This window comes from Microbacterium sp. C23T (genome assembly GCF_053345975.1).
Genome location: NZ_JBKFBD010000029.1, coordinates 23347 through 42403, shown reverse-complemented (window position 1 = coordinate 42403; position 19057 = coordinate 23347). Strand labels below are relative to the sequence as shown.

Genomic DNA, 19057 nt, shown 5'->3' with positions numbered 1-19057 from the left:
GCGTCAGCCCAGGTAGATCTCGGCGTTGTCGATGAAGCGGTGCCCCGCCACCGAGGCCCCGATGAGGGCGAGGGCGGGACCGCTGCTGCCCTCGTCGACGGGCAGGAACGTCGCCGGGTCGACGACGCTCAGGTACTCGAGACGGATCCGCGGCTCCCCCATCAGCGTCGACTGCGCGGCGGCGATGCATGCGTCGACGCCGCGGTCCGCGTTCGCTGCCGCCGCGTCGAGCGCAGCCGGAAGGAGCGCAGCGGCCACGAGGTCGCGGTCATCGAGCATGCCGACCCGCGTCGACACCGGCAGGCCGTCGTCGCCCCGCACGGTCTCGACGGTCGCCACCTCGAGGTCGAAGAACAGGTCGCGGATCATGCGGCGAACCAGGAACACCCGCTGCCGGTCCCGGTCGCCGTACACGGCGACGTCCGGCCGGACGAGATGGAACAGCTTGGCCTCGACCGTCAGCAGCCCGTCGAAGTAGAACGGGCGGGCGCGCCCTTCGTAGCGGAGGCCGAGGTCGCCCGCAGTGACCTTCGTCGTCGCCGCGCCGTCCGGGAGCAGCTCGCTCGCCTCCGGTGCGAACACGACGTCGACACCGAGCGATTCGAGCAGGCGCTCGTCCTCGTCGGGGGTCCGGGGGTAGGCGGCGAACTCGGTCGGCGAGGCGAAGCGCAGCGGGTTGACGAACACCGACACGACGACGATGTCGGCCACTTCGCGCGCGCGATGCACGAGGTCGATGTGCCCGTCGTGGAGCGAGCCGATGGTGGAGATGAGCGCGATGCGCGCCCCCGGGGCGGCGGTGCGGACCTCGGCGAGCCGAGCGCGCAGCTCGCTGACGGTGCTGATCATCCTTGGATCGTAGCGGGGGGCTCGGCTCCGGGGCCGGAACCCGCCTCCGCCAGCGCGTGGTCGATGGTCGTGTGCGCGAGGGCCGACAGGAACGAGCCCGGGTGCGGCACGCCCGCTTCGGCGAGGAGGGCGGTCGCCTGCCGCACGATCGACCGCGAGAAGTCGCGTGCCGTCGCGATCGCCTCGGCGTATGCGGGGCGAGCCGACTCGTCGACCACGACCGGCTCGCAGCCGAGCTCGACAGCCAGCGCCTGCGCGATCGGCAGCACCGGAGCGGGTGCCGTGACCGCGGCGTAGGCGCTGGCGAGCGCACGCAGATCCATCGAGGTTCCGCTGAACTCGATCGCGGGGTGCACGGCGAGCGGGATCGCCCCCTTCGCGACGGCGGCCGACAGGATGCCGGTGCCGAAGGCCGGATCCGTGTGCAGCACGAGCTGCCCCGGCTGCCACGCTCCGACCTCGGCCAGACCGCCGACAAGTCCCTCGAGCTGGTCGTGCGGCACCGCGACGATCACCAGCTCGCTCCGGCGGGCGACCTCGGTGGCGTCCAGGACGGGAACCCCGGGCAGGATCGCCTCGACGTGCTCGGGGTCGGATCCCTGGGTGATCCCCACGAGCGCGTGCCCGGCTCCGGCGAGTGCCGCGCCCAGGACGGGGCCGACCCGGCCGGCGCCGATGATCCCCACGCCGAGGCGACCGTCGCGGCTCACGCGCGGTCCTCCCTCGGCTCGGCCGCAACGGTGTAATCCGGGGGCGGTGGCGGGACCGGCGGCACGGCCGCCCCCGCCGCAGCGGGAGAAACGGGCGCCGGCCCTGCAGGCACGTACGCCTCGGGGGCCGGGTGCACGGCGGCCTCAGCATCCATGTCGTCCTGGGCCCAGCGGTGGGTGCGGTCGGCCAGCGCGGCGCGCACCGATCCGTGGGCGACCTCGTCGAACAGCGCCAGGGCGGCGTCGCGGTCGACGGCCGCGAGGAACGGCGAGACCGGGCCGGTGACGACGTGTGCGCGCACATTGGTCACGCGCGACGCGCGGTCGAGCGGCCCTTGGTGGAGCCCGAAGCTCTGCAGGCGCGCGAGCGGGAGGATGACGAGCTTGCGCCACACCACGCCGCGCCGCATCAGGAGCACGTCGTCGGTGAGGCGGAAGCCGTTGCGGCGGTACGAGAACGGCCGGATCCACCACGCGCGCTTCGGCGTGTTCGTGAAGGTGTCGTCGTCGGTCGGCCCGAACATGCCCTGCTGCACGATGAGCGCCCGCTCGTCGTCGGGCAGCGAGGGCTGGAGGAGGCGCAGCACCCGCTCGACGTCCGCCGCGGTGCCGACCGGCAGCACGGTCGTGAACTGATCCGTCGTGCTGTCGGCGGCGCTGCGACCGGTGAGGCGGTTGATGCGGATCGTCCACCATCCGGCGGGGCGCCAGAAGACCCCCTGCGTCACCTCGACGGCGTGCACCCGGCCGGGCGGGACGATCTCGGTGATCGTCGTGAAGAGTCCGAACGTGATGCGCACGCCGTCGGGCGTCGGCGCGATCGAGTAGCGCAGCGAGCGCACGATCGAGCGCACCCAGTACGCGCCGAAACCGATGATCGCGGGCACGAAGCCGAACAGCAGCCAGGTCACGCCCTGACTGACACCGATCACGATGGCGACGATGGCGAACAGCAGTCCGAGCGTCGACGCGCTGAGGACATGGGATGCCACGAGCCGGCCGACCGGGATGTGCACGACCGATTCCCGCTCGGCGACCGGGGCCTCGGGCCCCTCGATGAGCCCGGTGATCTCGCGGCCGACCGTCTGGCTGAGGGAGGCCACCCTGCCGGGCTGTCGCGGCGCCGCCGCACCGGCCGGGCCGGCGGCCATCGCCAGCCGGCGCCCCGACGCGAGACGGAGGATGTCGGCACGGACCGCTTCGGCGTTGGCGGTCGAGAGGTACTCGAGCTTGACGTTCGCGTCGGTGCCCGCGCCCACGACCTCGAGTTTGGCCATACCCAGCAGCCGCGCGATCATCGGCCGCGTGAGGTTGACACCCTGCACGCGGTCGAGGGGCGCACGCCGCTGCGTGCGGAACAGGATGCCGCTGCGCACCTCGACGTCGTCGTCGGTGATGCGGAAGGTGTGGAAGCGCCACGACGTGTAGAACACCGTCACGAGAATGATGAGAACCGCCAGGACGGCGACGCCGGCCAGCAGATAGAGGTTGTTCGCGATGATGAAGTCGATCGGGTCGCCGCCGACCTGCTCCCACTCCACGACCTCGTCCCCCACCCCGGGGGCGAGCCACGGCAGGAAGATGTACAGCAGCCGGTCGCGCAGGTTCGCGAAGATGATGCCGATGACGACGATGAGGAACAGTCCGCCGCGCAGCAGCGGGGTCAGCGGATGCAGCCGGTGCCACTCGCCGTCGCTCAGCGGCGACCGCACCAGCTGCGGCGGCGGCACGCCGGGGCCGGCAGGCGTCGGCTCAGCAGGGGGAACCGTGCTCATAGCCCTGTGCGGCGGCTCTCGGCGACCTCGACGAGGTGGTCGCGGAGCGTTTCGGCGGTGGACTGCGCCAGCCCCGGGATCACGACGCCGGTCGCGGCGGCGGCCGTGACGAACTTGAGCTGCGCGATGCCGAAGCCCCGGTCCAGCGGACCGTGCGTGATGTCGATGAGCTGCATGCGGCCGTAGGGCACAGCGACGAAGCGCTGCCACAGGATGCCGCGGCGGAAGACGAGATCGTCGTCGCGGAGCTGGTACCCGATCGCCCGCGCCTGGCGCGGAAGGATGGCGAGGGTCCACGCGAGGATCACGGTCATGATGCCGCCGGGGATCCACGCCCACAGCTGGTGCATCAGGAGCGTGAGCACGAGCGTGGCGGCGATGACCACCAGCAGGAACGACCCCGTCGAGATCAGCTGCACCGTCACGTACTTCGGGGAGATCTGGTGCCACACCCCGCCCTCGAGCGCGAGACGGTTCTCGGACCGCGGCTCGACGAGCCGCTCGAACTCCGGAGCGGGGACGGGGACCGCCTCCGCGCCAGGCACCGCGGCCGCGTCAGTGGTCGTGGATTCGAGGTTCGAGTCCGGGGTCGTCGCCTCCGGGCTGTTCGTCATCGTCGTCCTTCCGGATGGTGCACAGGTGCTCCGCGACCAGACCCGCGGCGACCAGCAGGGCGCCGCACACGGTCGTCGCGATGACCGTTCCCAACGAGCCTAGCGAGGGCGTGACCGGCCGGGTCGACAGGAAGATCCACAGGCCTGCACCCAGGCCGCCGATCGCGGCGCCCACGATGCTGGACGCCTTCGCGAGCATCGCGATGCGCACGGCGCGGAACGGGTCGACCTTCGCCTTGGTGGTGCCGCGCGTGGCGCGGCGGATCGGGATCGCCAGAGCGATCACGACGACCCCGAGCAGCACGAGGAGGATGGGCAGGGTCACCGCGGGTGTGAACGTGGGGCTTCCTGCCGAGGTCAGCAGCTGGTCCACGAGGAAGCCCGCCGCGACCCCGAGGACCGCAGCGATGATCAGAACGCCTGCACCGGTGCGCTTCATCGGCCCTCCGTCCGCAGCCGGCGCAGCGCCTCGTCGACCCGGCCGACGCCCGGGAGCACCGCGTCGGGATCGACGGCCAGCCACGGCCCGAGCACGAAGTCGCGCTCGGCCGCGCGCGGATGCGGCAGCAGCAGGCGCGGATCGTCGCTGACGACGTCGCCGTAGGCGATCAGGTCGAGGTCGAGCGTGCGGTCCTCCCAGCCGCCCTCGCGCGCGGAACGCGCGACCGACCGCACCCGGCCGTGCCGCTGCTCGATGGCGTGGAGGTAGCCGAGCAGCACCGACGGCGCCAGGCGTGTGGTGAGGATCGCCACAGCGTTCAAGTAGGCCGGGGCGGACGCATCCGGTCCCTCCGGCTTCAGCGCGACCGACTCGATCGGCTCCGACACGCGGACCGCGTCGATCAGCGGCACGCGGGCGAGGTCCTTGATGGCCGCGGTCATCGTCTCGGCGCGGTCGCCGAGGTTGGCGCCGAGCGCCACGACGGCTTCGACGGCCTCCCGCGGATGCCGGTCGGGGTCGCCGTCGAAGCCCTGTGCGAGTCGGCGGTTCACGAGCCCACCGTCCACGTCGGCTCGACGGGGCGGCCGCGGCGGATGGTGACCGCGACATCGGAGAACGGAACCGTGATCGGGGCCTGCGGCTTGTGCACCGTGACCGCGACCATGCGCACGAGGTCGTACGTGAGCAGGTCGTCGGCGATGCGCGCCGCGACGCCCTCGATGAGGTTCAGCGGCTCGCCGCCGACCATCGCGACGATGCGCTCGGCGACCTCGCCGTAGTGCACGGTGTCGGCCACGTCGTCGGTTTCGGCCGCCTCGGCGGTGCTGAGGTACAGGGTCACGTCGACGACGAACTCCTGGCCCTCGCGGCGCTCGTCCTCGAACACCCCGTGATACCCGTAGGCGCGCACGCCGGTGAGCGTGATCTCGTCGATGAAGTCCATCAGCCCTCCTGGCCGCCTGTTCGATCCGCACCGGCCCAGCGATCGGCGACCACCAGAGCATCCCGTGTGGCGCCGACATCGTGGACGCGCACCGCCCACACGCCCGCCTGCGCCGCGAGGACGCTGGTCACCGCCGTCGCAAGGTCGCGGCGGGCCTCGGAAGCGTCGGCGGGGTCCTCCGCGAGCGCGTCCGCGAGGAACCGCTTGCGGCTGGTGCCGATCAGCACCCGCTGCCCCATCGCGACGAAGCGGTCGAGACCTCGCAAGGTCTGCCAGTTCTGCTCTCCGCGCTTGCCGAAGCCGATGCCGGGGTCGACGATGATCCGCGCGGGATCGATGCCGGCCTGCGCGGCGGCCTCGATCCTGCCGGTGAGTTCGCGCGTCACCTCGGCCACGACGTCGTCGTATACGGCGCGCGCGTACATGTCGGCGGAATAGCCGCGCCAGTGCTGCAGCACCACGTCCGCGTCGGTCGGGGCGACGGCCGCCAGCATCCCGGGGTCGGCCATGCCGCCCGAGACGTCGTTCACGATCCGCGCGCCCGCCTGGACGGCCAGGGCGGCGGTCGAGGCGTTCATCGTGTCGATGCTGACGACGACCCCCGCGTCGGCGAGGGCGCGCACGACGGGGATCACCCGCTCCTGCTCGACGTCCGGAGCCACGCGCTCGGCGCCCGGCCGGGTCGACTCACCGCCGATGTCGAGGATGTCGGCGCCCTGCGCGCGAAGCCGCAGTCCGTGGGCGACGGCGGCAGCGGCATCCACATACCGCCCGCCGTCGCTGAACGAGTCGGGCGTCACATTGACGACGCCCATGATGAAGGTCATGAGCGGCCGGCCCCGATCAGCGCGACCAGCTCGGCGCGCGCGGCCGGTTCGGCGAGCTCCCCGCGGGCGGCGATCGTCACCGTCGAGGCATCCGGCTGCCGTCCGCCGCGCATCGTCACGCACTCGTGCGAGGCGTCGAGCACCACGAGCACGCCGCGGGCGTCGAGGGATCCGGCGATCACGTCGGCGATCTGCTCGCCCAGGCGCTCCTGCACCTGCGGACGCGACGACAGGATGTCGACGACCTTCGGCAGCGCGCCGAGGCCGACGACCTGCTCGCCGGGGAGGTAGGCGAGGTGCGCGTGCCCCCGGAAGGGCAGGAGGTGGTGCTCGCACACCGAGCGGAAGATGATGTCGCGCAGGATCACCGCTCCCGAGGGGAGCGTGTCGGGAGCGGGGCCGCGCGACACCGAGATCGTGTGCGCGAGCGGGGCGGCAGCATCCGCCCCCACTCCCGCGAAGAACTCGGCGTACGCGTCGGCGACCCGCTCGGGTGTCTGCTTCAGTCCGGGGCGCTCGGGGTCTTCGCCGATCGCCTCGAGCAGCTCGCGCACGAGCGCGGCGACACGCTCACGATCGACGGCCATAGGCCGAGCCTACGCGGTCGCCGGGCGCGCCTGTCCGGTGGGGCGCCGCTTGGTCGCCTTCTCGGCGGCCGGCAGCTCGTCGGCCTCGACGCTCGCGGCGAGTCCTGCCTCGCCGCGACGCTGCGGGACCTCGACGGGAGGCAGCTCCGAGACGGGGCGCTGCTCGCTCGACAGCCACTGCGGGCGCGGCGGGAGGCGCTTGACGTCCTTGAAGATCTCGGCGAGCTCCAAGTGGTCGAGCGTCTCCTTCTCGAGAAGCTCCAGAGCGAGCTTGTCGAGCACGGCGCGGTTCGCGTTGATGACCTCGTACGCCTCGTTGTGCGCCTGCTCGATGAGGTCGCGCACCTGGACGTCGACCCGCTCGGCCACGCGCTCCGAGAACTCGCGCCCGTGGCCCATGTCGCGACCCATGAAGACCTCGCCCGAGGACTGGCCGAGCTTGACGGGGCCGATGTCGCCGGTCATGCCGTACTCGGTGACCATCTTGCGGGCGATGTTCGTCGCCTTCTCGATGTCGTTGGAGGCACCGGTCGTCGGGTCGTGGAAGACGATCTCTTCGGCCACGCGGCCGCCCATCGCGTACGTGAGCTGGTCCTGCAGCTCGTTGCGCGTGACGGAGTACTTGTCGTCGAGCGGCAGCACCATCGTGTAGCCGAGGGCCTTGCCGCGCGGAAGGATCGTGACCTTCGTGACGGGGTCGGTGTGGTTCATCGCCGCCGCCGCGAGCGCGTGACCGCCCTCGTGGTACGCCGTGATGAGCTTCTCCTTGTCCTTCATCACGCGCGTGCGGCGCTGCGGGCCGGCGATCACGCGGTCGATGGCCTCGTCGAGGGCGCGGTTGTCGATCAGCTGCGCGTTCGAGCGGGCTGTGAGGAGCGCGGCCTCGTTGAGCACGTTGGCGAGGTCGGCGCCGGTGAAGCCGGGCGTCTTGCGGGCGACGACCTCGAGGTCGACGCCGTCCGCGAGCGGCTTGCCGCGGCCGTGCACCTCGAGGATCTTCGTGCGGCCCTTGAGGTCGGGGGCGTCGACGCCGATCTGCCGGTCGAAGCGGCCGGGGCGCAGTAGCGCCGGGTCGAGGATGTCGGGGCGGTTCGTCGCCGCGATCACGATGACATTGGCCTTGGGGTCGAAGCCGTCCATCTCGACGAGCATCTGGTTGAGCGTCTGCTCGCGCTCGTCGTGGCCGCCGCCCATGCCGGCGCCGCGGTGGCGGCCGACGGCGTCGATCTCGTCGATGAAGATGATGGCCGGCGCGTTCTCCTTGGCGTTGTTGAAGAGGTCGCGCACGCGGCTCGCACCCACGCCGACGAACATCTCGACGAAGTCCGAACCCGAGATCGAGTAGAAGGGCACGCCCGCCTCACCCGCGACAGCGCGGGCGAGAAGCGTCTTGCCCGTTCCGGGAGGGCCGTACAGCAGCACGCCCTTCGGGATGCGGGCGCCGACCGCCTGGAACTTCGAGGGGTCCTTGAGGAAGTCCTTGATCTCTTCGAGCTCTTCGATCGCCTCGTCGGAGCCCGCGACGTCCTGGAAGGTGACCTGCGGCATCTCCTTCGTCACGAGCTTCGCGCGCGACTTGCCGAACTGCATCACCTTGCTGCCGCCGCCCTGGGCGCTCGAGAGCAGGAACCAGAAGAGGAGGCCGAGCAGCAGGATCGGCAGGAGGAGCGAGATGAAGCCGTCGAACCACGTGGCGCGCGGGACGGCGTCGTTGAAGCCGTCCTTGGGGTTCGCGTCGTTGATCGCGGTGACGACTTCGTCAGCCCGCGCCGACACGTAGTAGAACTGCACGTCGGAGGCGCCCTCGTACTCCTTTGAGAGCTTCATGTCGACCCGCTGGTCGCCGTCTGTGTTGACGACCTCGGTGACCGTGTCGCCCGAGAGCAGCTCGAGACCCTCCTGCGTGGAGATCTGCTTCGCGCCGCCCAGGCTCGAGATGAGCGAGAAACCCACGATGAGGAAGACCCCGATCAGCAGGACGTAGAAGAGCGGGTTGCGGGTGATCTTCTTGAAGTCCATGGCGCGGGCGCGAGCCCGACCCCTTTCGTCGACGTGCCGCCGCGGACGGGAAAGCCCCCGTCGACGGTTGAATCAGGGTATCGCGCGATTCCTAGGCGCCGTCTGTGCATTCGCCCCGGGCGTAATCACAGTCCGCCCGATAGCGTGGGGCGAAGCGCCGCACGAGCCTACGACGAGGAGGACCCCGTGCCCCGCATCCACACCTCGCTCATCGTCCTCGCCGCAGCAGCCGTCGCCCTGACCGGCTGCGCGTCCGCTCCGCAGGCGCTGGCGCCCTCCGAGATCGTCGCCGAGATCTCGTGTGCGGGCATGGATCCCCTGGGCGGCGACCCCGGCGGAGCCGGACCCATGCCCGACGACTTCGAGCCCGTCGCCGCGGTCCGCTGTGTGCCCTTCCAGACCGTCGAAGACGACGAGGGCATCTGGTCCGTCGTCCTCCGTGAGCGGCTCGAAGGCGATCTCACGGCGCTCCTGCGTGCTCAGGCGGAGCCCGACGACGCGCGCTCCCTGGGACCGTGCGCGGCGATCGCGATGATCGCCCCGCAGATCTGGCTGACGGATGCTGCGGGCCGAGGCATCCGCGTCCGCTATCCGGCCGACGGCTGCAGCCAGCCGAAGCTGGATCTCATCGGCGACGCGCTGGCCGAGCTGGCCGTCGTGCAGACCGACGAGGAACAGCGCACGCTCGCGCAGCCGCGCGCGGCGCTCGACGCCGGATGCGCGCCGACGTGGTCGGCCCGGCCGCTGCAGATCGCCTCGCCGGAGGATCTCGAGGAATGGGAGGGGACGCTCGATGCGCCGGCCCCCGCGCCGACGTCGACGGGGATCCAGACCGTGCCGTGGGCGCCGCCGCGGACGCCCGCACCCGGCGAGGTCGAGACGCTCCGGCTCTGCGCGTACTCCACCGACGATGCCGCGAACCCCTCGGCGACGCCCGCGCCCGGCGCGACGACCTGGGCCACCATCGACGTGGAGGGCACCGCATGGTTCACCGGCAGCCGTCGGCTCGACACCGCCGAGACGCGCGCAGTGCTCGAGGCGGCAGCATCCGCTCAGCCGCTGCCGAAGCCGTGCGACGACATCCCCGGTTCCCTGGTCGTGCTCGACGCGAACGAGGAGGGGAAGGCTCCGATCACGGTGGAGCTGGACGGCTGCCGCCGGCTCATCGTCGACATGGTCTCGACGTACGCCGCGCCGCCCGCCCTCGTGGAGATGCTCGCGCGCTGACGAGATTCAGGAATAGACGTGCGGCGCGAGCACGGCCACGTCGCGCAGGTTGCGGTACTTCTCCGCGTAGTCCAGGCCGTAGCCGACGACGAACTCCGTCGGGATGTCGAAGCCGACGTAGCGGCAGTGCACCTCGACCTTGGCCGCCTCGGGCTTGCGCAGCAGCGCGAAGACCTCGACGGATGCCGCACCACGGGCCGCGAAGTTCTCCAGCAGCCAGCTGAGGGTCAGACCCGAATCGATGATGTCCTCGACGATGAGCACGTGCTTGCCGAGGATGTCGGTGTCGAGGTCCTTGCGGATCTGGACGACACCGCTGGACTTCGTGCCGGCGCCGTAGGACGAGACCGCCATCCAGTCCATCGTCACGTGCTTCTTGAGCGCGCGCGAGAAGTCGGCCATGACCATGATCGCGCCCTTGAGCACTCCGACCAGCAGAAGGTCTTCGTCGGCGTAGTCCTCGGCGACCTGCGCCGCGATCTCGTCGAGCTTGGCTCGGATCTCCTCCTCGGTGACGAGGACTTCGGTGATGTCGCTGGAAACGTCGGCCGCGCGCATGTCAAGAGTCTAGGGGGGCGACTTCAGCGCGCGGTGAACTCGATGCGGCCGCCGACGCGGCGGGCGCGGCATCCGGGAAGATCGATGGGTCCCTGACCTGACCAGTCCGTGACCAGGCGCGCCACCTCGAGCGTCTGCGTGCGGGTGAGGCTCTCGTGGAACTCGCTGGCCACGACGTGCCGGATGATCCGGTTGCGCAGCGCCGCCGGGTTCGCGGCGAGCGCCGCCGCCGACACCGAGATGCCGGCCTCCGCGTGCTCGACGATGTCCTCGATCGTCTCGTCGATCATCTCGTCGAACGCCTCGGCGTCTTCGCGCAGCTGCGCCGCCGTGCGGGCGAGCGCCTCGGCGATCCCCGGGCCGAGTTCGGATTCGAGCACCGGCAGCACCGTCCCTCGCACCCGCACGCGTGCGAACCGCGGGTCGGCGTTGTGGGGATCGTCCCAGGGCTCGAGCGCCTCGGCCGCGCACGCGGCGCGCGTCGTGTCGCGGCGCACGCCCAGCAGCGGGCGCAGCAGTGGGATGCCCTCGAGAACGGATGCCTCGGCCATGCCCTGCAGGCTGGTCGCGCCTGCGCCGCGGGCGAGGCCGAGCAGCACCGTCTCGGCCTGGTCGTCGAGCGTGTGTCCGGTGAGGATCGCGGCCGCCCCGATCGCCTGGGCACCGTCCGCGAGGGCGCGGTAGCGCGCGTCGCGCGCGGCCGCCTCCGGACCGCCGGCTGCCCCGACCTCGACGCGCGCCACGCGGGCCTCGAGCCCGAGCGTCTGGGCCTTCGCTGCCGCGGCGGCGGCAGCATCCGTCGATCCGTCCTGGAGGCCATGGTCGACGGTCAGCGACGCGGCGCGAAGGCCGAGTTTCGGAGCCTCGAATGCCGTCGCCGCGGCCAGCGCCAGAGAGTCCGCACCTCCCGACAGCGCGACGAGCACGGTCGCTCCGGGTTCGAGTCCCGCCAGCGCGCGGCGCACGGCGAGCCGCACCTCGGCGACGGCGGGGTCGAGTCCGGGTCTGCGCTCCTCCACCCGCCCACCGTACCCGCGACGCGCCGCGACTAGGCTGGTCGCGGCAATCCACAGTCTTCGAAGGAGCACCACTATGGGCGCGTACGACGCCGTCATCGAGATCCCGCGCGGCAGCCGCGTGAAGTACGAGGTCGACCACGGCACGGGCCGCGTCTTCCTCGACCGCATCCTCTACACGCCCATGGGCTACCCGACCAACTACGGGTTCTTCGAGAACACCCTCGGCGAGGACGGCGACCCGCTCGACGTGCTCGTGATCCTCGACGTCGACCTGGCCCCCGGCATCCTCGCCAGCGTCCGTCCCGTCGGTGTGCTCAAGATGAGCGACGAGGCCGGCGGAGACGACAAGGTCGTGGCCGTGCTCGCCAAGGACCCGCGCTGGGCGCACATCCAGGACGTCGGCGACATCTCCGAGTACCTGCAGAAGGAGATCACGCACTTCTTCGAGCACTACAAGGACCTCGAGCCCAACAAGTGGGTCAAGGTCGACGAGTGGGCGAACGCCGCGGAGGCCGAGCGTCTGGTCGACGAGGCGTTCGCGCGCTTCGCCCAGCACGAGGGCCAGACCGCCACCCAGGGTGAGGGCATCGCGCCGAACACGCTCTGACCTGTGTCTTCATGCGAGAACCGGATGCCTCGGCATCCGGTTCTCGTCGTTTCAAGCGTGGATGACGGTCAGACCGAGATGCCGCGATCGGCCATGAAGTAGATCGGGTTGACCGGGGAGCCGTTGACGTACGTCTCGAAGTGCACGTGGCAGCCGAACGAGTTGCCGGTGTTGCCCTCGCTCGCGATGAGCTGGCCGGCGTTGACCCACTGCCCGACACCCACGAAGATGCCGCCGTTGCGGATGTGGCCGTAGCCCGAGCCGATGCCGCCGCCGTGGTCGATCTTGACGTAGTTGCCGTAGCCGCCGTTCCAACCGGCGTAGACGACGCGCCCGGCCGAGGCGGCGTAGATGCCGGAGCCGCAGCCTGCGGCGAGGTCGACACCGTAATGGAAGCCGCTGGAGCAGTAGCTGTTGCCGCACTGCACGGTACGCGGGCCGTAGCCGGAGCTGCGCCAGCCGGATGACGGACGTGCCCAGCCGGAGCCGACGACGGCTCCACCGCCGCCGCTGCCCCCACCTCCACCGCCTCCGCCGCCCTGGTTCTGCTGGGCGAGGCGGTCGGCCTCTGCCTTCGCGGCGGCTGCAGCCGCCGCCGCGGCCGCGGCGGGCGCCCCCGGGGGGGGGGGGGCGCCCTCCTGGTAGTCGGCGACGGTCTTCGCCGTGGCGTCCTGCAGGGCTGCGAGCTGCGCCTGGAGCTCGCCGCGCTTGGCGTTCTGCGCGTCGAGGGCGGCCTGCGCCTCGTCGGCGGCCTTCTGCGCGGCGACCATCTTCTCTTCGGCGATCTTCTGCAGTCGGTCGCGCTCCGCCCGCTGCACACCCGCCTGGTCGCTGAGGCTCTGCGCGGAGTCGCGGGCGGTGACGGCCTGGGCGTACACGTCCTGGTTGCGCTGGACGAGCTTGTCCATCGTGCCCAGACGTGCCAGCAGGTCGTCGGCACCGGCAGCCGACCCGGCGAAGAACAGCTCGAGGGACGTGTCGTCGCCGCCGTTGCGGTACAACTGCGCCGCGACCCGGCCGGCCTTGTTCGCGGCGTCGATCGCGGCGGCGGCCTGCTCGTCGGCCTGCTGCTGCAGCTGGTCGGCGCGGAGCGCGGCGTCGAAGTACGCCTGCTGCGCGACGTAGAACTCGTCGGCCATCTGCTGCGCGACCTGCTGCTTCGCGGCGACATCGGCTTCGAGCCCGGCGATGAGCTCTTGGATCTTGGTGATCTCGGCGGCCTTGGCCGCCTCGTTGTTCTTCGCGGCGACGACGTCGTCCCACGAGGGGTAGTCGGCGGCGAATGCCGGGGCGACGAGCGGGCCGAGCGTTCCGCCGGCTGCGCCGAGCGCGGCGACGCCGAGGATTCCGAGCCCGAGCGCGGTGCGCCGGTTCATAGAGGGCCACAGCCGCCGCTGCTCGCGAGCAGACGGCGCGCACCCGCAGTCCACGGAGGCGTCGTCGGACACGGCCTGATCAGTGACGTTTTCGGGCTGCACCGGATCCCTCCCTCGCGGCGTCAACTCGTTTCACACTAGCAACATCAGTAACATGTGCAACCCCCCAGAGGTGCACGGCGACCGCCGCCTCGGGAAGCGGTCACCCGGTCAGTGTGCGCCTCGCGAACGCGTTGCACAAGGGCGGCACGCGCTCGATTCGCGTTTTCGCGAGGAGTTACGTATGCTTGGTCCTCGGCAGTGAGCCCCAAAGGTTCACCCGGCCCCATCGTTTAGCGGCCTAGGACGCCGCCCTTTCACGGCGGTAGCACGGGTTCGAATCCCGTTGGGGTCACTCCACAATTCAATAATCATGGCCCTGTAGCGCAGTTGGTTAGCGTGCCGCCCTGTCACGGCGGAGGTCGCGGGTTCAAGTCCCGTCAGGGTCGCTCCGAGCGACGGGCCCTTTTTTCGAAGAGGGCCTTTCGTCTAGGACGCGGCAGGTCTTGTATGAGAGATGCCGTGCGGCTCTGTAGCTCAGTTGGTAGAGCGTTCGACTGAAAATCGAAAGGTCACCGGATCGATGCCGGTCGGAGCCACAAGGGTGATCGTTACAGTCACCCCAGGAACCCTCGCGTAGCTTCTACATCGCGGGGGTTTCGTCTTTCCGGGAGCAGATGCTTTCTCCTTGCCGCGCCGGTCCGCGTCGCGAAGCGCCGGCGCCAGGCTGAACGAGGGGCTCGAGCTAGGCCGATGGGCCGCTCGCCCACATTCTGCCCCCATCTGAATCGCGCGCGGCACGACCGAAACGACCGAAACGGACGTCAGCTCCTCGGGCAAGAGGTCGGCGTAGACATCCAGCGCCATGCCAGTTGACGCGCGCCCGAGCATGCGCTGCCGGATGTCGACGTTCTCGCCGGCCGCGATCGCAAGGCTTGCCGCTGTGTGCCGGCGGCCGTGAGTTTTCACTTCGGGGAAGCGGCCTCGCGCGTCCAGGAGATGCATCTCCGGCGGATCTCATGCATCTTGACTTGCCGAGTGATCGATCACTACGATCAGAGCACCACATAAAGTGAACGTTCACTATATGTGGTGCCGCAGAGTCGCGATGGACGGGGTCTCCCGGTGCCGAACCGCGACCTGCGGCGTCCGCCGATGCCGGCTCCCCCTGAAAGGAACATCGATGTCCCTGTCTCTGTCCGTGCGGCGACCAATCACAAGAGCCGCGGTCACCGTCGCAGCCCTCTTGACGGTGGGGCTGCCGACCGCCGGCGCGAGCCCGGCCACAGCACTCGAACCCGGCGTCGCCGCGTTCACCGGTTTCACTGACAAGTCCGAGCTGCGCGCTGACGGCACGGCTGTCGTCTCCAGCGGACAGTTTGCCGTCACCGACGGCTCGGCACCCGCCGGCAGCGGCACCACGTACTACGTCGACTCGGCCGCGGGAGACGACGCGGCCGACGGCACATCGGCTGCGACGGCCTGGCGGACGCTCGGCAAGGTCAACGCCGCCCAGTTCGGGCCGGGAGACCGCATCCTGCTCAGGGCGGGCAGTTCGTGGTCGGCCACGGGCACCGCCGTCGCCCGAGAGGCGTACGACTACACGACGTGGAGCGGCGGACAGCCCACCCACATCACCGGCGCCGACGCCTCGGCGCTGCTCGCACCCCAGGGGTCGGGCACCGAAGGCGCGCCCATCGTGCTCTCCAGCTACGGCACGGGCGCCGCCCCCGAGCTGAACGGTCTCGGCGTCGTGAACGACGTCGTGCAGCTGACCAACCAGCAGCACTGGAACATCTCCAACCTCGAGATCAGCAACGAGACCGCGGGATTCGACGCCACCGTCTTCCGCCCCGCACGCAACGTGGGCCAGGCTCCGGGTGACGAGAACCAGCAGACCGGTGACCTGCGCGGCATCCACGTTCAGGGCGAGGACGCCGGCACGCTGCGCGGATTCGAGATCCACAACGTCTTCGTCCGCGACGTGACCGGATACACCTGGTCGGTGAGCAGCGCCGGTGTCGACCGGTCCAAGCGCACCGGCGGCATCATGTTCGAGGGCCTCAAGGGCGACGGGCAGACCGTCACCCAGTTCGAGGACATCACCATCCGCGACAACTACGTCGCCAACACGGCGTTCGCGAACCTGGTGTTCAAGCAGTTCGCCGGCATGGGCACCAACCGCTATCAGGACCTCGCTCCCGGCTGGGGCGACCGCACGGCGGGACGCATGGCGCCGGACGGCACGCTCACCGAGGACCCGAACTGGCGCCCGCACTCGAGCATCGAGATCTCGGGCAACTACCTGACCAACCGTGAGACCCAGTACGGCTGGGACTCGATGTACCTCACCAGCGTGAAGTCGGCGACGGTGCAGGACAACCTCATCGACGGCGCGGGAGTCTCGGGCATCGAGATGTACTACGCCGATGACGTCGTCGTGCAGAACAACGAGGTCGGAGAGCTGAAGGGCCGCACCGGCGCTGCCGACTCCAACGGAATCGACCCCGACCGCGCGACGTCGAACATCCTGATCCAGGGCAACTACGTGCACGAGTCCGGTGAGGGCATCCTGCTGTGCGGGTTCGGCTTCAGCTCGGCGGTTGTGCGGTACAACATCATCCGCGACATCGAGCGCAACTACATCAACCCGCACGGCGACACCGGTGTGAACGTCGTGCACAACAACCTGATGTACAACACGGTGCGCCCGATCCGGAACAACACGGTCGGCTTCTTCGAGTCCTCCGGAGACGCGTCGATCTACCTCACGTCGCGCAACCCGCACCACGTCATCAACAACGTGTTCTACAACACCCGTGCCGACGTGGCCGGCGCCGCGTTCCGTTCGACGTTCCCCGGGGTGTCGTTCCGCAACAACTCGTACTTCGGTCCGGGTGTCAGCGCGCCCGCAGCAGACGCCACGGCGATCACGGCCGACCCGCTGCTGCGGGGCGACCCGTCGTCCGACGTGGCCAACGCCATCATCGGCTCGCCGTCCTCGCCGCTGATCAACGGCGGTCAGACCGTCGATCTGGGCGCGATCGCCCCCGGGTTCGACGCCGCCGGCAACACCGGTCAGAGCCAGAAGGCCCTCGGGGTCGACTTCTTCGGCCTGCCGGTGGCCACTCCGCCGCACGTCGGCCCCAGCTCGTTCCAGCCGGCCGTCGGCCGCGCCGTGGTGTCGGGCGTGGTGACGGATGCCGAGGGCCTGGCCGTTCCGGGCGCCACGGTCTCGTACGGCTCGGGCTCGGTCACCGCGAGCGAGCAGGGTCGTTACACCATCGAGGTGCCGGCCGGGCAGTACACGCTGATCGCCTCGGCGACCGGGTACGCGAACGGCGCCGCGGTGCCGATCACGCTCGGCAGTCAGCAGACGCTGAGCACCGATCTGGCCGTCGGCGCCACCACCGCGACGGAGGGGACGATCGCGGGAGTGATCACCTCAGCGGGGCGCGGACTGGACGGAGCGACGGTCACTCTCTCGAAGGGCGGCGCCACGGTCGAGACGACCACGACCAACGCCTCGGGCGCGTACTCGATCGGCGAGGTGCCGGCCGGTGACGGCTACACCGTCGCCGCGTCCAAGGCGGGCTACGAGAACGCGTCGGCATCCGAGGTGAGCGTCAGAGCCGCCCGCACGGTGCCGGTCGACCTCGTGCTGCGCCGGATCGCCGGTGCGACGGCCTACGCGATCAACGAGACCTTCGAAGACGAGCCGACCGGAGCGTTCACGCAGAACCACGACGGATCGCTCACGGCGCGCACGGCTCCGGCCGTGGGCACCATCGAGGTGCTGCCGGACGCGGCGCAGGCGGGCAACAAGTACCTGCGCATCAACAAGTCCAGCGCGAGCTCGGCGACGCTCGGGGTGCACAACACCACCGAGCTCAACCTCACCGGAACCGTCACGATGGAGGCGCGCCTGCAGCGCACCACCACCAACGGCACGCCGAACCAGCTCGCGCTGTACTCGTACACCGAGAGCAGCTGGAATGCGGCCAACCCGGCAGGGTCGGCGAATCCAGCCGGCACGATCGGATTCGCCGGCGGCCGCATCCTGACCCACAATGTGACAGGGGCGAGCACGGTTCGCAACGTCGCCGACTACACGGTGGGTCAGTGGTACACGGTGCGCAACGTCATGGATCTGGATTCGGGCACGTTCGACTTCTACATCGATGACATGTCGACCCCTGTGCTGACCGATCAGCCGCTGCGCACCCGCGTGGACGACCTCGACTACTTCCTGTTCTTCATCAATGGGTCGAACGTCGGGGACCTTCTGATCGACTACTTCCGCGTCAACACGGGCACGCCGTTCGACTACGGCGACTCCGCACTCGAGTCGGTGGCGGCGAGCACCACCGCCGGTGACATCGCGCTCACCGCGTCGGCCGACGGCCTGACGTACGCGGGCGAGGTCGATCCGCTCACCGAGAGCGTCTCGGTCGCCGTCTCGCCGCGGAGCGGCTTCGCGACGGCCACGGTGAACGGCGTCGAGGTCGCGCCAGGCGAGTCGGTCGATGTGCCGCTGACCGATGGCGACCCGAACGACTCGGCGATCGTCACGCAGGTGCCGGTCGTGATCACCGGCGAGAGCGGGTCGGCGACCACGTACGCGCTGTCGATCTCGCGGGTCAACCCGAGCCAGCTCGCCACCCTGCGAGCCCTCGCGGTCGAGGGGTACGCCCTCTCGCCCGCATTCGATCCCGACCGCTCGGGCGCGGAGAACGCGTACGCCATCGGTGAGACGCTGCCGGCATCGGTGGCGTCGCTCACCCTGCAGTGGGAGCTGGGCTGGTCCGGCCAGCGCGTGCAGATCAACGGCGAAGAGCTCGAGCCGGGAGCGACGGAGGCCCTCGTGGAGCTGAGCGACGGCGCGAACGACATCGAGGTGACGTCGAGCTCGTACGCGGGCGACTTCGTGACCTACGTCGTCTCCGTCGACCGCGAGGCGAGCGCACCGCAGCTCGACGTCACCGCCACGGTGACCGACCGCTGCGTGGCTGGAAAGGTCGTGCTCACGGTGAAGGTGACCAACGGCGAGGATGTGCGTGTCGCGGTCACCGTCGAGACGCCGTACGGCACCAAGAAGATCCCGGTGCTGGCGGCCGGCAAGTCCGCGTCGCACGCGTTCACGACCCGGCTCGCGGAGATCCCGTCCGGCTCGGTCGGCCTGGATGTCACTGCGGTGGTGGACGGACAGCACCGCAGCGTCGAGCGCAGCGTCGGCTTCGAAGGCACCGGCTGCTGATATCGGACGGCGGGAGCGCCTCCGGCGCTCCCGCCGTCACCCCGAACCGCCCGCCCCCTCGGGCCACGAGGTTCCGGAGCTTCGCGATCGGGCGGTCCGGCCGCTCGAGAGTTCGGCCTGGCGACGGTGCCGGCGAGGTCGCGGAGAGCCCGCAGGTCGACACGGTCCTCGACGCCGGCCCGAAAAACGTGGGTCTGGTCGGCGAGGC

Annotated in this window: 16 protein-coding genes and 3 tRNA genes; 6 read left to right on the top strand and 13 right to left on the bottom strand. The window is 70.4% G+C overall.

Annotation, left to right across the window (positions count from 1 at the left end):
• Positions 1-3: 3 nt before the first annotated feature.
• From panC to ftsH, 10 genes are read right to left on the bottom strand one after another with little or no spacing between them, the layout of a single operon-like run.
• Entirely contained in the window at positions 4-849 is an 846-nt protein-coding gene (gene panC / locus ACLBXX_RS15990; protein WP_447658840.1) for a pantoate--beta-alanine ligase, read from the bottom strand.
• Positions 846-1559, bottom strand: a complete 714-nt coding sequence (locus ACLBXX_RS15985; RefSeq protein ID WP_387147745.1) for a DUF2520 domain-containing protein — start codon at positions 1557-1559, stop codon at positions 846-848. Before ACLBXX_RS15985 ends, panC begins: the two co-directional genes overlap by 4 nt.
• Entirely contained in the window at positions 1556-3334 is a 1779-nt protein-coding gene (locus tag ACLBXX_RS15980) for a PH domain-containing protein (RefSeq protein WP_447658839.1), read from the bottom strand. Before ACLBXX_RS15980 ends, ACLBXX_RS15985 begins: the two co-directional genes overlap by 4 nt.
• The gene (locus tag ACLBXX_RS15975; RefSeq protein ID WP_447658838.1) at positions 3331-3948 is read right to left on the bottom strand and encodes a PH domain-containing protein; all 618 of its coding nucleotides are present in this window, start codon (positions 3946-3948) and stop codon (positions 3331-3333) included. The genes ACLBXX_RS15980 and ACLBXX_RS15975 overlap by 4 nt, the downstream gene beginning before the upstream one ends.
• On the bottom strand, positions 3890-4387 hold the full coding sequence (locus ACLBXX_RS15970) for a DUF3180 domain-containing protein (protein WP_447658837.1): 498 nt from the start codon (positions 4385-4387) through the stop codon (positions 3890-3892). The genes ACLBXX_RS15975 and ACLBXX_RS15970 overlap by 59 nt, the downstream gene beginning before the upstream one ends.
• A complete protein-coding gene (gene folK, locus ACLBXX_RS15965) occupies positions 4384-4941 on the bottom strand; it encodes a 2-amino-4-hydroxy-6-hydroxymethyldihydropteridine diphosphokinase (protein WP_447658836.1) in 558 nt (185 codons plus the stop codon). Before folK ends, ACLBXX_RS15970 begins: the two co-directional genes overlap by 4 nt.
• Complete coding sequence (folB, locus tag ACLBXX_RS15960; RefSeq protein ID WP_387147730.1) at positions 4938-5333, bottom strand: dihydroneopterin aldolase; 396 nt, start codon at positions 5331-5333, stop codon at positions 4938-4940. The genes folK and folB overlap by 4 nt, the downstream gene beginning before the upstream one ends.
• On the bottom strand, positions 5333-6160 hold the full coding sequence (gene folP, locus ACLBXX_RS15955; protein ID WP_447658835.1) for a dihydropteroate synthase: 828 nt from the start codon (positions 6158-6160) through the stop codon (positions 5333-5335). The genes folB and folP overlap by 1 nt, the downstream gene beginning before the upstream one ends.
• Positions 6157-6747, bottom strand: coding sequence for a GTP cyclohydrolase I (gene folE, locus ACLBXX_RS15950; protein ID WP_387147724.1), 591 nt, complete (start codon positions 6745-6747; stop codon positions 6157-6159). The genes folP and folE overlap by 4 nt, the downstream gene beginning before the upstream one ends.
• Positions 6748-6756: 9 nt before the next feature.
• Positions 6757-8766 carry an ATP-dependent zinc metalloprotease FtsH gene (ftsH, locus tag ACLBXX_RS15945; protein ID WP_387147721.1) on the bottom strand — a complete coding sequence of 670 codons (2010 nt, stop codon included), beginning with the start codon at positions 8764-8766 and terminating at the stop codon, positions 6757-6759.
• A 186-nt stretch (positions 8767-8952) separates the two neighbouring features.
• Here ftsH and ACLBXX_RS15940 point away from each other — a divergent pair, with 186 nt between their 5' ends.
• Positions 8953-9993 carry a hypothetical protein gene (locus ACLBXX_RS15940; protein WP_447658834.1) on the top strand — a complete coding sequence of 347 codons (1041 nt, stop codon included), beginning with the start codon at positions 8953-8955 and terminating at the stop codon, positions 9991-9993.
• A 6-nt stretch (positions 9994-9999) separates the two neighbouring features.
• On the opposite strand, the gene hpt is transcribed toward ACLBXX_RS15940, so the two are convergent.
• Positions 10000-10551 (bottom strand): hypoxanthine phosphoribosyltransferase, encoded by a 552-nt coding sequence (gene hpt / locus ACLBXX_RS15935; protein WP_056372524.1) that lies wholly within the window; start codon positions 10549-10551, stop codon positions 10000-10002.
• 23 nt (positions 10552-10574) lie between these two features.
• Positions 10575-11570: a tRNA lysidine(34) synthetase TilS gene (gene tilS, locus ACLBXX_RS15930; protein ID WP_447658833.1), complete on the bottom strand. Its 996-nt coding sequence runs from the start codon at positions 11568-11570 to the stop codon at positions 10575-10577.
• Between the two features lie 73 nt (positions 11571-11643).
• On the opposite strand from tilS, the gene ppa reads away from it, so the two are divergent.
• Entirely contained in the window at positions 11644-12177 is a 534-nt protein-coding gene (ppa, locus tag ACLBXX_RS15925; RefSeq protein WP_447658832.1) for an inorganic diphosphatase, read from the top strand.
• Positions 12178-12245: 68 nt separating this feature from the next.
• On the opposite strand, the gene ACLBXX_RS15920 is transcribed toward ppa, so the two are convergent.
• On the bottom strand, positions 12246-13553 hold the full coding sequence (locus ACLBXX_RS15920; RefSeq protein WP_447658831.1) for a peptidoglycan DD-metalloendopeptidase family protein: 1308 nt from the start codon (positions 13551-13553) through the stop codon (positions 12246-12248).
• 321 nt (positions 13554-13874) lie between these two features.
• Between ACLBXX_RS15920 and ACLBXX_RS15915 the strand changes: the two genes are divergently transcribed.
• From ACLBXX_RS15915 to ACLBXX_RS15900, 4 genes are all read left to right on the top strand, one after another.
• Positions 13875-13947, top strand: a tRNA-Glu gene (locus ACLBXX_RS15915).
• 20 nt (positions 13948-13967) lie between these two features.
• A tRNA-Asp gene (locus tag ACLBXX_RS15910) sits at positions 13968-14041 on the top strand.
• A gap of 77 nt (positions 14042-14118) precedes the next feature.
• Positions 14119-14191: transfer RNA gene (locus tag ACLBXX_RS15905), tRNA-Phe, on the top strand.
• A gap of 584 nt (positions 14192-14775) precedes the next feature.
• Positions 14776-18849: a carboxypeptidase regulatory-like domain-containing protein gene (locus ACLBXX_RS15900; RefSeq protein WP_447658830.1), complete on the top strand. Its 4074-nt coding sequence runs from the start codon at positions 14776-14778 to the stop codon at positions 18847-18849.
• Positions 18850-19057 lie beyond the last annotated feature (208 nt).